This is a genomic window from Vibrio alfacsensis (assembly GCF_019670485.1).
Lineage (GTDB): Bacteria > Pseudomonadota > Gammaproteobacteria > Enterobacterales > Vibrionaceae > Vibrio > Vibrio alfacsensis.
Genome location: NZ_AP024165.1, coordinates 491413 through 505896, shown reverse-complemented (window position 1 = coordinate 505896; position 14484 = coordinate 491413). Strand labels below are relative to the sequence as shown.

At 44.0% G+C, this 14484-nt stretch carries 11 protein-coding genes and 1 pseudogene; 4 read left to right on the top strand and 8 right to left on the bottom strand.

The features are described 5' to 3' along the window. Nucleotides 1-23: 23 nt before the first annotated feature. From prfB to xerD, 4 genes and pseudogenes are all read right to left on the bottom strand, one after another. A protein-coding gene (gene prfB, locus VA249_RS02340) for a peptide chain release factor 2 (RefSeq protein ID WP_211920074.1) occupies nt 24-1122 on the bottom strand; the annotation gives its coding sequence in 2 pieces (ribosomal slippage) (nt 24-1046 and nt 1048-1122; 1098 coding nt in all). Nucleotides 1123-1293: 171 nt separating this feature from the next. Next, a pseudogene (recJ, locus tag VA249_RS02335) lies at nt 1294-3032 on the bottom strand (single-stranded-DNA-specific exonuclease RecJ). Nucleotides 3033-3078: 46 nt separating this feature from the next. Continuing rightward, complete coding sequence (gene dsbC / locus VA249_RS02330; RefSeq protein ID WP_128811628.1) at nt 3079-3867, bottom strand: bifunctional protein-disulfide isomerase/oxidoreductase DsbC; 789 nt, start codon at nt 3865-3867, stop codon at nt 3079-3081. 65 nt (nt 3868-3932) lie between these two features. Further along, nucleotides 3933-4850, bottom strand: coding sequence for a site-specific tyrosine recombinase XerD (gene xerD / locus VA249_RS02325; RefSeq protein WP_128811629.1), 918 nt, complete (start codon nt 4848-4850; stop codon nt 3933-3935). Nucleotides 4851-5007: 157 nt separating this feature from the next. On the opposite strand from xerD, the gene fldB reads away from it, so the two are divergent. Beyond that, entirely contained in the window at nt 5008-5526 is a 519-nt protein-coding gene (gene fldB / locus VA249_RS02320) for a flavodoxin FldB (RefSeq protein WP_221068676.1), read from the top strand. A 143-nt stretch (nt 5527-5669) separates the two neighbouring features. Here the strand turns inward: fldB and brnQ are convergent, their stop codons facing one another. Further along, nucleotides 5670-6983, bottom strand: coding sequence for a branched-chain amino acid transport system II carrier protein (gene brnQ, locus VA249_RS02315; protein WP_128811631.1), 1314 nt, complete (start codon nt 6981-6983; stop codon nt 5670-5672). Between the two features lie 427 nt (nt 6984-7410). Here brnQ and VA249_RS02310 point away from each other — a divergent pair, with 427 nt between their 5' ends. Together VA249_RS02310 and srmB are read left to right on the top strand one after the other, a co-directional pair. Further along, on the top strand, nt 7411-8130 hold the full coding sequence (locus VA249_RS02310) for a tRNA1(Val) (adenine(37)-N6)-methyltransferase (RefSeq protein ID WP_221068675.1): 720 nt from the start codon (nt 7411-7413) through the stop codon (nt 8128-8130). Between the two features lie 107 nt (nt 8131-8237). Further along, nucleotides 8238-9461 carry an ATP-dependent RNA helicase SrmB gene (gene srmB, locus VA249_RS02305; protein WP_128811633.1) on the top strand — a complete coding sequence of 408 codons (1224 nt, stop codon included), beginning with the start codon at nt 8238-8240 and terminating at the stop codon, nt 9459-9461. A 114-nt stretch (nt 9462-9575) separates the two neighbouring features. Here the strand turns inward: srmB and yaaA are convergent, their stop codons facing one another. Beyond that, nucleotides 9576-10352, bottom strand: a complete 777-nt coding sequence (gene yaaA, locus VA249_RS02300; RefSeq protein ID WP_221068673.1) for a peroxide stress protein YaaA — start codon at nt 10350-10352, stop codon at nt 9576-9578. Nucleotides 10353-10907: 555 nt separating this feature from the next. Between yaaA and VA249_RS02295 the strand changes: the two genes are divergently transcribed. Then, on the top strand, nt 10908-11756 hold the full coding sequence (locus VA249_RS02295) for a GMA family class A beta-lactamase GMA-1 (protein ID WP_012774820.1): 849 nt from the start codon (nt 10908-10910) through the stop codon (nt 11754-11756). 157 nt (nt 11757-11913) lie between these two features. On the opposite strand, the gene VA249_RS02290 is transcribed toward VA249_RS02295, so the two are convergent. Together VA249_RS02290 and VA249_RS02285 are read right to left on the bottom strand one after the other, a co-directional pair. Beyond that, nucleotides 11914-12321, bottom strand: coding sequence for a hypothetical protein (locus VA249_RS02290; RefSeq protein WP_176703886.1), 408 nt, complete (start codon nt 12319-12321; stop codon nt 11914-11916). Further along, nucleotides 12321-14483, bottom strand: coding sequence for a site-specific integrase (locus VA249_RS02285; RefSeq protein WP_176703887.1), 2163 nt, complete (start codon nt 14481-14483; stop codon nt 12321-12323). The genes VA249_RS02290 and VA249_RS02285 overlap by 1 nt, the downstream gene beginning before the upstream one ends. Nucleotide 14484 lies beyond the last annotated feature (1 nt).

The following is a 14484-nucleotide window of genomic DNA, read 5'->3' as shown; positions in this document are numbered from 1 at the left end:
CCTGTTTTTGTCGGTGAAAAGCTTTATAGGCCTGATTTCAGGCTAGCTTCAATAAATTTGTCCAGATCGCCGTCAAGAACCGCTTGAGTATTGCGGTTTTCAACGCCCGTACGGAGGTCTTTAATGCGAGAGTCATCCAGTACATAAGAACGGATCTGGCTACCCCAGCCAATGTCAGACTTAGCGTCTTCATTAGCTTGTTTTTCCGCGTTTTGCTTTTGCAATTCAAGCTCAAATAGCTTCGCTCGAAGCTGTTTCATTGCCTGATCTTTGTTCTTGTGTTGAGAACGGTCATTCTGACACTGCACCACCGTATTGGTAGGAACGTGTGTAATACGAACCGCAGATTCCGTGGTGTTAACGTGCTGACCACCTGCACCTGATGCACGATATACATCGATACGTAGGTCTGCAGGGTTAATGTCGATAGCAATGTTTTCATCAACCTCAGGGTAGATAAACGCAGATGCAAATGACGTATGACGACGGCCGCCTGAATCGAATGGCGATTTACGAACTAGGCGGTGAACGCCCGTTTCTGTGCGTAGCCAGCCATAAGCGTACTCACCAGAGATCTTCACTGTCGCACCTTTCAGACCAGCAACTTCACCTTCAGAGACTTCGATCACCTCAGACTTAAAGCCTTTTGCTTCAGCCCAACGAAGGTACATACGTAGCATCATGTTGGTCCAGTCTTGTGCCTCTGTACCACCAGAGCCTGCTTGCAAGTCAATGTAGCAATCAGAGCTGTCGTGATCACCAGAGAACATACGACGGAATTCAAGCTGACCTAGCTTTTCTTCAAGCTCAGCAAGTTCTGGTTCGATTTCGTCAAACGTTTCTTGATCTTCTTCTTCAACAGCCAGCTCAAGAAGACCTTCAACGTCCTCTACACCTTGCTCTAGTTGATCGATGGTTTCCACGACCGCTTCTAGAGATGCACGTTCTTTACCTAATGCTTGTGCACGCTCAGGTTCATTCCATACATCTGGTTGTTCAAGTTCTGCGTTTACTTCTTCTAGACGCTCTTTCTTCGCGTCATAGTCAAAGATACCCCCTCAGGACATTCGTGCGCTCAGACACGTCCTGTAGACGGTTTTTAATAGGATTGATTTCAAACATGTTGGCTCAACATTTTAGAATAGAATTTAACCGAGAAATTCTACTGAAAAATGTGACGGAGATACAGGAAAATTTAGAGTGGGAAATCAGATTGCAATTAGAGTGAGCGCGGTTAGGGTATTTTTACCCCACTTTACGATAACCGCGCCCATAATCTGTCACAAACCGGCGTTACTTAGCTTCAATGTAATCAATCATCAGCTGCAAAGATTGATTGCCACGAAACTCATTCACATCCAGCTTATAAGCTAAACGTACCGTTTTCACTGACGCATCCGGCCAACGGCGTAAATCGATATTAAACGCAATGCCATCAATCATCACATTGGTTGGATGACCTTTGTAAAGAGGCTCTAGCATCAGTTTAAGGTGTTTCTCCCCCACTAGCTTTTGGTGTAATACCTTAAATTCACCATCGAACACAGGCTCTGGAAACGCTTGCCCAAATGGCCCCCCGAACGCAACTGCTCCGCAATGTGCATCGAGAATTCTTCTGGCTTTAGTTCACCATCTGAGAGGATCACACCTTTCAGTGCGGCGTCATCGAGCTCTTTTTTCACCACATCATCAAACAAACGGCTAAAACGCTCAAAGTCTTGCTCTTTAATGGTTAAACCTGCCGCCATTGCATGACCACCAAACTTGATGATCAAACCTGGATTCTGAGTATCAATAAAATCTAACGCATCACGCATGTGCAAGCCGGGAATCGAACGGCAAGAACCTTTAATTGTCCCCTCGCCTCCATCTGCAAAAGCGATGACTGGGCGATGGAATTTCTCTTTAATACGTGATGCCAGAATCCCAATCACGCCTTGGTGCCAATCACGTTGAAACAAAGCCAAGCCATGCGGAAGCTGGGTATTTTCACCAAACTGAAGACGTTCACAAAAAGCCATTGCTTCTTGCTTCATGCCCTCTTCGATCTCTTTACGCGTCTGATTAAGACCGTCTAATTCACTGGCCATACGGCGTGCTGCGTGGATGTTGTTGCACATCAACAGCTCAACACCGAAAGACATATCATCCAAACGGCCCGCTGCATTGATTCGAGGTCCAAGAGCAAAACCAAAATCAGAAGCCACCAACCGACGAGCATCGCGTTTCGCGACTTCAATCAAAGCTTGAATTCCAGGACGAGCTTTACCTGCACGAATACGCTGCAAGCCTTGGTGCACGAGAATACGGTTGTTTTCATCAAGCGGCACAACATCGGCTACTGTGCCAAGTGCAACGAGATCAATCAGCTCCATCAGTTTTGGTTCTTGCATTCCTTGTTGCGCGAACCAGTTTTGTTTGCGCATGTACACACATAGCGCCATCATGAGATAGAACGCGACACCAACCCCCGCCAATGCTTTCGATGGAAAAGCACAACTGTCTAAGTTCGGGTTTACCATTGCATCCACTTCAGGAAGCACTTGGCCCGGCAAGTGATGATCGGTCACCAATACTGTAATACCATTCTCTTTGGCGTAGCGCACGCCATCAATCGACGACACGCCGTTATCGACAGTCATGATCATCTCAGCGCCCAATTCGAGCGCTTGGTCGACCACTTCTGGGCTCAAACCATAGCCATCTTCAAAACGGTTCGGAACAAGATAATCGACGTTATTGCTGCCTAGCATACGCAGTGCAAGGACCGATAGCGCAGAGCTCGTTGCACCATCGGCATCGAAATCTCCCACAACGATAATGCGCTTTTGCTTATTGATGGCTTGAAAGAGCAGTTCCACCGCTTGATCAATGCCACCTAACTGCTGGTATGAATGCAAGCCACGGGCTGAGGTCTCTAATTGTGCGACATCCGTAATACCACGATTGATGTAGATGCGCTTAAGAATTTGAGGAATAGAATCAGGAAGAAGAGAAAGATCTGGTTCGGGACGTCGTTGAATTTCTATCATATTTGAAAAGAGCCAGCGAACACTGCTGGCTCTACTCCTTAGAGGATTATTGTTGCTCTAAACGTTTTAGCAATTCTGCTGGCGGAACATATCCACCGACTAACTCACCGTTTGGCAAGAAGATAGCTGGCGTACCAGAAATACCAAGCTCACGACCTAGGTTATAGTGAGATTTGATCGTTTCTTTACACTGCTTAAGATCTTTTGCTGGATTATCAAAAGTACGGTCAACTTTTGCATTGTGCATTGCTGATTTAGGATCTTCTGCACACCAAATGGTCGCCATTTGATCGGCAACAGAACCCGTTGCGCCTTGGCGAGGGTATGCCATGTAACGAACTGTGATGCCTAGATCGTTGTAACCTTGCATTTGGCTGTGTAGACGCACACAGTAGCCACATGTGATATCGGTAAATACCGTTACGACATATTTCTCGTTATCGGCTTTGTATTCAATTGCGCTATCAGAAAGCTTAGCAATCTTTTCAGCATTGATTGGAGCTTGGCGCTCAGCAATCACATCTTTGTAACCACCATTATCATCGATCGCGTAAAGTGTACCAGCAATAAAGTAGTCACCATCATTCGATGCGAACAGCACACCACCATTGGTTTGGATTTCTAACAACCCAGGGATATCAGCCGGCTGAATGTTAAGAATCGACACACCCAATTTCGAGAACTTCGCGATTAGCGCCGCTTCATCAAAGTTGTGTTTTGCCGCTGGCGCGACTTGCTGTGCTGGAGTTTCCGTTTTTGCCTGACTTTCTTCAGCACCACAAGCGGTTACGAAAAACGGTAAAGTCAGCAGAGTTAGTTGGCGTAATACACGCATTAAGTTCACCTTAAAATAAAATCGTTTCATCCAATAAGATCATGAATAAATGAAACAAACCATCATTATGCTCTTGGGTGGTGTTGACTGTGAATTTGCTTCAATCGCTCAGTCGCCACGTGAGTATAAATTTGCGTAGTCGATAAGTCACTATGCCCTAAGAGCATCTGTACGACCCTGAGATCTGCACCATAGTTCAATAAATGCGTTGCGAACGCATGGCGCAATACGTGCGGCGACAACAGGTCTGTGTCAATCTCGGCAATCACCGCATAATATTTAATACGATGCCAAAAGGTTTGGCGAGTCATTTGTCTCGCTCGCTTACTTGGAAAAACAACATCCGACGTGGTATCACCCAATAGTGCAGACCGGCCTTGCTTAATAAATGTTTCAATCCAATCGACCGCGTTCTCCCCCATAGGCACAAGACGCTCTTTCCCACCTTTACCTGTTACACGCACTACGCCTTGACGTAAGCTAACATTTTCCATTGTCAGACTGACAAGCTCTGTAACACGGAGCCCCGTGGCGTAAAGCAGCTCTAACATAGCTTTATCGCGAAGCTCTATGGGATCATTCGGATCCGGCGCATCCAATAATGCGTCCACTTGCTCTTCACTGATGTCTTTTGGCAAGCGTTGTGGCAATTTCGGACTCACTAACAAGGCACTTGGATCGTCCGATCGCACTTTCTCTCTGTGAATATATTGAAACAAACGACGAATTGCCGATAGCATACGTGCGCGAGACGTCTGTTTATACTCCAAATCTACAAGATATGCCTGATATTCTTGAAGCCCTGAAAAGCTGATAAAATCGAGGCGGTAGTTATTTTTCGCCATCCATGTAAGCAATTTCATCAAATCATTTCGATAAGAAGCCAACGTATTTTCTGATAGACCACGCTCCATCCACATCGCATCTAAAAATTGCTCAACAAGCCCAAAATCTTGTTGATTGACAGTCTGTTGTGCTGTCATGAACGCACCTTTATCTGTTTATATTTACAGTACTGAGAGTAAGACACCTGCCCAACCAATACCATAAAAAAATCATCCCTTTAAGGATATTCGCTGCAATCTTCCCCAGTTTATGGTTAGAATCGACGATAACAGCAACATAAAAACGATGAATATCATGAAAATCGGACTGTTTTACGGCTCAACCACCTGCTACACCGAAATGGCAGCAGAAAAAATTCGCAACATCATTGGTGCTGACCTTGTCGACATTCATAACGTGAAAGAGACACCGCTATCACTGATGGCAGACTACGACTTGCTACTGATTGGCATCTCAACTTGGGACTTTGGTGAAATCCAAGAAGACTGGAGTGCGATTTGGCAAGACATTGCAAGCACGCCACTGAAAGGAAAAGTCATTGCTCTATTTGGTTTAGGTGACCAAGAGGGCTATGGCGAATGGTACCTTGACGCAATGGGTTTACTTCATGATGAGCTCAAAGCAACGGGCGCACATTTCATCGGTTACTGGCCAAATGAAGGTTACGAGTTCGAAGCATCAAAAGCGCTGACAGAAGATGGCAGTCAATTTGTTGGCCTCGCACTGGATGAAGACTCCCAATACGAACTCAGCGATGAGCGCATCGAGAAATGGTGTGAACAAGTGTTAGTGGAGTTTCACGACACACTATAGCCATCGCGACACACTATAATCATCACGACACACTACAGTCAGCACCAACGTTGACGAAACAGAAGACAAACAAAAAGCCCGGTGAATTTCTTCACCGGGCTTTTTTATTCAACGTGTTTTAGGACGAGATCACGTGTTAGCAATTATGCTGCTTCTTCCGTTAGTTCTTGTTGAGCAGATTTTGCCAAGAAAAAAGAACATACAATTGCAGCAGTAGTTGGTAACAACCAGCCCATACCGATACTAAATAGTGGCAGCATGTTAAATGCAGAAACATCCACACCCGCAACTTTCGCTGCATCAATCAATGCAAATAGAAGCGATACAAGTAGAACCATACGATAAGCCGTGCGTGGATTTGGTAGACGGTTACGAACAAACGTCAATGCAATTAGCGCTACAGCCACTGGGTACAATGCAAATAGAACAGGAACAGAAAGCGCGATCAACTGAGCAAGGCCAACGTTAGCAACAATCGCACAAGCCACACCGTTGATTACAACCCATTGCTTGTAAGACACAGAAGTCTTTGAGCTAAAGAAATCTGCACACGCAGAGATCAAGCCAATCGCCGTTGTTAGACACGCAAGAAGCACGATAATCGAAAGAACGATCTGACCGTAAGGACCAAACAATGCTTGAACGTACTGGCTTAAAACAATACCACCGTTATCAGCGCCCGCCGCTACAGTTGCACTCGTCGCGCCAAGGTAGAACAGTGAGATGTAAACAAATGCCAATCCAGCCGCCGCAATACAGCCAGCAAAGATTAGGTACTTCGTCGTTGCTGCATGTTCTGTAATACCTTTACTGCGCAATGCGTCAACAATCAGCATACCAAACATAAGTGCACCAAACGTATCCATCGTATTGTAGCCTTCAAGGAAACCTTTCGTTAAAGGCTGCGTTAGGTACTCACCTTGTGCTGCAATCATCTCGCCTTGCGGGTCAGCGAATACCGCAACCGCTAGAATGATAAGGCCAATAAACAATGCAGGCGTAAGCACTTTGCCGATCACATCGATAAGCTTACCTTGAGACCAAGCAAAGAACATTGCTACTGCAAAGAACAAGATAGAAAAAATGGTTAGATGCGCTTGAGCGGCATCAACAAAGAAAGGCTTAACAGCCATTTCGTAAGCAACAAGACCTGTACGAGGTGCAGCAAAAGCAGGGCCGATGATGATAAAGATCAACGCCGCCATTAGCACTGCCGCTTTCTTAGGAAGATCTTGAGTTAAATGATCCCAAGAGCCGCCTGCAACAGCAATAGCAACGATAGTAATAAGAGGTAGACCTACCGCTGTTAGCAAGAAACCGAACATTGCTGGCATCAAGTGATCGCCTGCTAGCTGACCCGCTAGAGGAGGAAAAATGATGTTACCAGCACCCAAAAAGAACGCAAAAAGCATAAATCCTAATGCGATAATATCTGTTAGTTTTAACGTCTGCTTCACAGATAACCCTTACTTTTTAATTAATCGAATGTTGTGTATGCATGGCCACTTTTGATTAATCCATGGCTAATAGATAATCGTGGCTTTGTCTCTATGTTTTGCCGCATAATGACGAAATGCTCAACATTTGGCAACCATAAAGAAAAAAACACCACATTAATTTAGTTTGATGAGTCAAAAGCAGTCATATTCACTACCTTGAATAATTAAAGCGGAACTTTAAACCAAACAAAACAACATACCAAAAAGCAACAAACGATACACAAGGCCATACAAACACGAAACAACAGTATTATTAACTTAAATGACGACGTCGTTCTTTCTAAATGTATAATATTTAACCTAAACACTGGTTCTAAAATAAAAGTGAATGACAAAAAAGTCCTTGGAAAACAAAAGCCATAGATGATGAACAACGGTAAACAGAATGAACACGGAACCATTTAAAACAAAAGGTTTTAACTTTAAGCAATTCTCGATTCGTGACGGCGAAAGCGGGATGCCTGTAAGCACCGATGGCGTCTTGCTTGGAGCATGGGCGAAATGCCCGCCTAGAAGCAACATTTTGGATATTGGAACAGGGACTGGTTTATTAGCGTTAATGTGTGCTCAGCGCTTTCCTGACGTAGTTATCACCGCTCTAGACATTGAATCCACGGCTGTCGAGGCAGCTCGAAATAACTTCGAGCTATCGCCTTGGTCAAACCGACTGAGAGTGATACACAGCGATATTAATCAATTTGAGCCCACGCATCTTTTCCATCGTATTATTTGTAACCCTCCCTACTTCAATAGTGGCGAACAATCTAAACAAAGCCAACGAGCTACAGCACGACACACCAACACCCTAAAGCACGATGAGCTGCTCAAACGCTGCTATACGCTGCTCGACAAAACCGGCAAAGCCAGTTTCGTTTTACCGATCACGGAGGGGGAGCAATTTATCGCCATGGCAAAAGCCGATGGCTGGTGCCTATCGCGGGTTTGTCGAGTGCAACCATCACAGAAAAAGCCTGTGCATCGATTACTATTTGAACTAAGTAAACAAGCTTGTGATACTCAAGAATCGGAGCTCGTTATTCATTCAAATGAGGGGTACAGCGATGACTTTACGCTGCTAACTCGTGAGTTTTATCTTAAGATGTGAAATAACATGTGATCCTTATCACCATTCACTTTATAATGTGCGACCTTTTTAAATTCTATGCTGCTTTGGCGAACCATTAACCAAGCTTTGCTTGCGGAGAACTCATTGTGATCAGAACCTTTGCTGAACTTGATCTAGACCCTAACCTACTTGATGCCATTGAAGAGATGGGTTACGAACGCCCAACCAAAATTCAGGCTGAAGCGATTCCACAAGCGTTAGATGGTCGTGACATTCTAGCGTCAGCACCAACAGGTACAGGTAAAACTGCGGCATTTGTTCTGCCAGCACTACAATACCTGCAAGACTTCCCGCGTCGCAAGCCTGGACCAGCGCGTATCTTGATCCTAACGCCAACTCGCGAACTTGCTATGCAGATAGCCGATCAAGCACGAGCACTCGCAAAAAATACCAAGCTAAACATCTTCACCATCACTGGTGGCGTACAATACCAAGAGCATGCTGACATCCTAGCAACCACACAAGATATCGTTGTGGCTACACCAGGTCGTCTTCGCGAGTACATTGATGCAGAACGTTTCGACTGCCGTGCGATCGAGTGGCTTGTTCTAGACGAAGCAGACCGCATGCTCGACATGGGTTTCGCCCCAGCCGTCGACCGTTTATCTGCTGAGTGTCGCTGGCGCAAGCAAACACTTTTGTTCTCTGCAACATTAGAGGGTAAAGGTGTTGAGGGTTTCACTGCCGATCTACTGAATGAACCTGCTGAAATTGACGCGAAGTCTTCACTGCGTGAACGCAAGAAGATCGCTCAGTGGTATCACCGCGCAGATAATGCCGAGCACAAACTTGAGCTACTCAAACACATCATCACGCAGCAAGCTGAACGCACGATTGTATTTTTGAAAACTCGTGAACGTTTGGGTGAGCTTCGCGCTCAACTGGAAAGTGCACAAATCCCATGCTCTTGGATCCAAGGTGAGATGCCGCAAGATCGCCGTAACAACGCGATTGCACGATTCCGTGACGGCACTGTGAATGTACTGCTAGCGACGGACGTTGCGGCACGTGGTATTGATTTACCCGATGTATCTCACGTAATTAACTACGACATGCCACGTACGGCAGATGTGTACCTTCACCGTATTGGTCGTACTGCACGCGCGGGTAAAAAAGGGAATGCAATCTCTATCGTGGAAGCGCACGATCAGCCTATGCTTGATCGCGTTGCTCGCTACGTAAAAGAAGACATCAAAGAGCGTTTCGTGAAAGAGATGCGCCCTAAACACAAAAAGCCTGTGTTTAAGAAGAAAAAGAAAAAAGACGACAAGAAGAAAGTAGCGAAAAAGAAAGTCGCTAAGAAGAAGTAGTCTTGTTAGATTTTATCTACGAGAAAAACAAAAGGGTTGGCACTGCCAACCCTTTTTCATTTCTACTAACTGGCGACTGTCTATTCGCTAAAAGCCGTACTCTTCGGCTCTGATTTAATTCTGCTCTTCACGCTTAAATACCAACTCAGTTGGTGTCGATTCTTCTTCAACGAAGTAGTAACCCGCAACATCAAACTTAGTGAGGTCAGCAACGCTTTCGATACGGTTTTCGATGATGTAGCGAGCCATCATGCCACGCGCTTTCTTCGCGTAAAAGCTGATTACCTTGTACTGTCCATTCTTACAATCTTTAAAGATTGGCGTAATCACTTGTGCATCCAGGTTCTTTGGTTTCACCGCTTTGAAGTATTCATTCGACGCAAGGTTGATCAATACATTATCGCCTTGAGCATCAATCGCTTCATTCAGCTTATCGGTGATGACATTACCCCAGAATTGGTACAAGTTACTGCCTTTCTCATTGGCAAGCTTTGTCCCCATCTCTAGGCGGTATGGCTGCATTAAATCTAACGGCTTCAACAAACCATATAAACCAGACAACATACGCAGATGATCTTGTGCGTAATCAAAATCCGCTTCTGACAAGGTTTCTGCATCTAAACCAGTGTATACATCACCCTTAAAAGCCAGAATAGCTTGGCGCGCATTATCTGTCGTAAAGGTCTCACTCCATTCTTGGAAACGACCCACGTTTAAATCAGCGATCTTATCACTGACTTTCATCAGAGACGCAACATCAGCAGGAGTTAGTTGGCGACAAACTTCAATCAACTCTTTTGAATAGCGAACCAACTCCGGTTGAGTGAACTTTTCGACCGCAAGCGGTGATTCATAATCAAGTGTCTTTGCTGGAGAAACGACGATAAGCATGGCTGTAAACTTCCCTAATTCTATTTTTCATTAGAGTACAAGAAAATACCCTTAACATAAAGTTAGATAAAAAAGTTAGGAATCCCTTTACGCACAAGGGCTACACACAAAATATCTAACTTTTCCCTCCTAAATCTAACTTCTTGCATTTTTCTTACTCACAAACGGAAAAAATTAGATCGGTTTATTTTGTAATTCTGTTTAATAGCTTATCTAAATTTTTTCCATTGGGAAGTCATTCCGTGGGTATCAAGTTCTGTTGCTAGATACGACAGAATCGCTTGGTGATCACAAGTCTAAGTAGGCCACCTGTCTAAGTAGGCCACCCGTAACACGCTTTTGGACAGAAATGAGTTATTCACAACTTATAGTTGACTTATGCGTATGAGATTCAGATAGCGCTTCCTTCATCCTAAGTCGAGCAGAAAATAACGCTCCATAAACACACTCATCTTTTCATACAAACTTAATATGACCCGCTGTTGATTTATATCTTTCGGGCTGTATTATTACGCTCCGTAAATTCAGTCTTATTACATAAATAGTCGAGTTATCATGAAAAAATCAATCTTACTTTCGAGCTGTTTGTTCATTTCTTTTTTATCGACCGCTTCAACATTGAACGACTCGCTCTATTCTATAGAACAACGCACCTTGGGACGCATAGGCGTATCAGTTTTAGATTCAACGGATCAACAATGGCACTATAAAGGGAATGAAAGGTTCCCTATGATGAGTACATTCAAGACATTAGCATGTGCAAAAATGCTACAGGACTCTGATAGAGACATTTTAGATATAAGTACAATGGCGCCAGTAAAATCCGATGAACTAATCGCTTGGTCACCAATAACAAAAAACATGGTTGGCAGTTCAATTACCATTGAAAATGCTTGTGAAGCTACGATGAAGACTAGTGATAATACTGCTGCAAACATAGTCTTAAAGCACATCGGAGGCCCACAGGGTGTCACTGCTTTTCTACGTTTGATCGGAGATAAAGTAACTCAATTAGATCGTTTTGAACCTGAACTAAACCAAGCCAAAGCTGATGACCTACGTGATACAACGACGCCAAATGCGATGAATAAGACCCTATATCATATTTTATTCGAAGATGTATTAGCTCAAAATTCAAAAAAACAACTTAAGGAATGGATGCAAGGGAACACTGTTTCCGATTCTTTACTCCGTTCTGTTTTACCAAAAGGGTGGTCTATTGCAGATCGTTCTGGTGCAGGAGCTAACGGTTCGCGCGGTATTACAGCAGCAATTTGGACTGACGAGCGCGAGCCATTAATCATTAGCATCTACCTGACACAAACCAACCTTTCTATGCCAGAACGTAATCAAGTTATTAATGAAATTGGTAAGGCTATTTTCGAAGAGTATGCTGTAAAATAACTAGATGAGATTGTCATACTGTTGACAATAGATATGCCGTAGAGAACAAAATGGGGTTGTACGGCATATTGACCACCTTCGTTGCTTGGCTATAACTCATTTTGGGGCAATTCCGTGTTACATGCCCCGCAAACACACCTACTAGTCGCTCTTCAATTTATGCTTTCAAGTTATGTACGTTTGTTGAGTCTTTGCGTGTTTTGGTTTTGTAGCGGTGCAACTCCCAAGTCATCTGAGCGACTTTATCTGCCATTACCTTCAGTTCACCTTTGAACTGCTCGTTCTCAGCTCGAAGTTTTTCGTTTTTATCCAAAACCTCTTGGTACTTATCCTTTGAAACCTTTGCCTTAGCTTTATTAGCTCTAGCCTTTACAACCCCTACATTGGTTGGGTCAGTGGCATACTTCTCTTTCTCTGCTAACACCTTCTCAAGCAGAACAATATGATTCTTCAACGACCCATTAGAAACTCCTGCTCGCCTTTCAACAGCATAAGGACTGATTTTCTTGCCCTCTTTCAAAAGAGCCTTAAACGCATTCTCTAGCTTTGTTGCCACCGTCGCCATTACAGAGCCTCTACTCGATATTTTTCAAATTGAATGTTATGGTCAGCCATCACTTTTTCCGCAGTCCTTATATCACTTAGTTGCGTAGCGAGTGAACTGCGGTTGAACATTCCCATTTCTTTCATTTTTTCAATTTTTTCAATACATCTCTCTCGCCTTATCACCCAGTTTTCAGCTTCAACCTTGTTTACATTTAAGTTCTCACAGTCTCTGCCTACGCATTTAGAAGGCTCAAACAAATGCCCCATGCTACATAGCTCACCAGAAAAACAAGTTCCAAACCCTGTCGATTTGTTTGCACCTTTCGTGTCTTCAACCAACTGATTAAACCTAGCGTCACCAACCACCATAGGCTCTCCACTCATGAACTTCATGAAGCCACCTGACTGCTCTTCTGGATGCTCAATCATGTCCTTAAGGTACTCAGCGTGAGACTCTATTTCTTGCTCTTGGATTTTCTCTTTAATTTTGGCTGGGTTTTGAATGCCTAGTAACGTCAGAACCTCAGAATGACTCGCATAAATGGCTGTCATCGCAAGGTGTATATGCTTAAATTGATGCTTCAACGAGGCTAATGACACTAGCCCATGACCGACCACAAAATGAGCAAACGTCCGTCTTAAAGAGTGAGTATTAAAGCGCCAATACAGCTCTCCACGCTCATTTTCCTTTATTGGGCTAAGCTTCTCGTGGACGATGGGGTTTAGCAGGTTAAAAATCTCATCCATTTCTTCTGGAAGGTAGCGAATATCGATATGAAGACTGTAATCGTAGAAAATTTGGCGTAAATTCTTAGTATGGAGTTGGGCATCTTTTAACTGACGATGAATAGTGTCGCCTGTCCATCCCTTTCCTTCACCTTTGAGCGAAAACCGTGGCGAGAGGTGAATATCACCTGAAACAGAACGATATTTATCATTGAGTACCGTTAGTATTAATAACGCTTTCTCACAAATTGGCGCACACGCCCATGCATCCTCACGACTTAGCTTATCCAACTTATCCGTCCACGAACGCATTGTGCAAAGCTTTACGCCATCAATATCAACCTCTTTGTATGAGTCACCCTCAATCTGGGTTAATTCACTTATCCTCATTCCCGTGAATGCCGAACAAGCGCCAAAACACGCTCCTTCAATCATTCTAAAAGCATCAATGGCTTGCTTTTCAGTCACCCCTTTTAATTGGGCATACGCTTTCACATCCAATAAAACATTATCTTTCTTATAGGCATCAATAACGCCTCTATGAGCTTTACTGCGATAGATAGACTCAACTTCGTCCTTAGCTTTATCTCGATAGTCATCAAGTACCTCTTGAGGGAAAATGCCGCTGTTTTTTGCTTTTTCCTCAACCTCAATATCGACAATGAGTTCCTGATACAGAGTTTCGATTTCTTGTTCGATATCATGCTCAGTCTGCAATGAGCGATACTCCGCCTCGACTTCCGATTCGAGGTCTCGACCGCCCAAAAAGTCTCGGTAAGCAGACTCTACATCTTGAATTAAACGAGAAAGGTATTGCTCATAAATAACGGGGATGACTGTCGGAAAATGCCCTTTACCATGAGCGGCATATTTCTTGGAAACTTTTCTTGCAGTCTCACCCTCTTGGTAGGGAATGTGAAATCTAGCCCTCTCTGGAAAATGTAAATTAACTTGAACGAGTACACTGAGAGCATTCAGTCTCGTAGCACAGGACTTTTCACTCCATCCACGTAACGACTCTTTGATTTGCGAAAATACGATGTCATTTGAAATATAAGAAAAAGCGTTATTGGCAGTATTCGCAAACACTCTCAGTAGTAAATCGACATGAACCTGTATATCTTTAACCTGCTCAATCTTCCTGAAGGTTTTCCCCTCCATACTCAGCAAAGTGTCTTTGCCGCCCCATATCAACCAATACATTCGCTGCTTAAACTCTAAAAGCAGTTTGGGGTTATGCTTTTGGGCTTGGAACGTTAAGGTGTAGTTCGATTTTTTCTCATTCTTGGTGTTGAACAGGTCGTTAAAATCCCAAGCATCATCTTCAAAGTAAGAAGCTGGACTGCCATCTCGCTTTACGCTGACTACAGTTCTTGCAGTCGGCATAGGGTAAGCTTCGTCAATAGGCAAAGCGTATTTTTTAAACAGTGCGTGGTCATGGCTAATACTGTACATG

Excerpts from the sequence above, each read along its gene's own strand:
- dsbC (WP_128811628.1), bottom strand. The coding sequence starts at position 3,867 with ATGCGTGTATTACGCCAACTAACTCTGCTGACTTTACCGTTTTTCGTA.
- xerD (WP_128811629.1), bottom strand. The coding sequence starts at position 4,850 with ATGACAGCACAACAGACTGTCAATCAACAAGATTTTGGGCTTGTTGAG.
- fldB (WP_221068676.1), top strand. The coding sequence starts at position 5,008 with ATGAAAATCGGACTGTTTTACGGCTCAACCACCTGCTACACCGAAATG.
- VA249_RS02310 (WP_221068675.1), top strand. The coding sequence starts at position 7,411 with ATGAACACGGAACCATTTAAAACAAAAGGTTTTAACTTTAAGCAATTC.
- yaaA (WP_221068673.1), bottom strand. The coding sequence starts at position 10,352 with ATGCTTATCGTCGTTTCTCCAGCAAAGACACTTGATTATGAATCACCG.
- VA249_RS02295 (WP_012774820.1), top strand. The coding sequence starts at position 10,908 with ATGAAAAAATCAATCTTACTTTCGAGCTGTTTGTTCATTTCTTTTTTA.
- VA249_RS02290 (WP_176703886.1), bottom strand. The coding sequence starts at position 12,321 with ATGGCGACGGTGGCAACAAAGCTAGAGAATGCGTTTAAGGCTCTTTTG.
- VA249_RS02285 (WP_176703887.1), bottom strand. The coding sequence starts at position 14,483 with ATGTACAGTATTAGCCATGACCACGCACTGTTTAAAAAATACGCTTTG.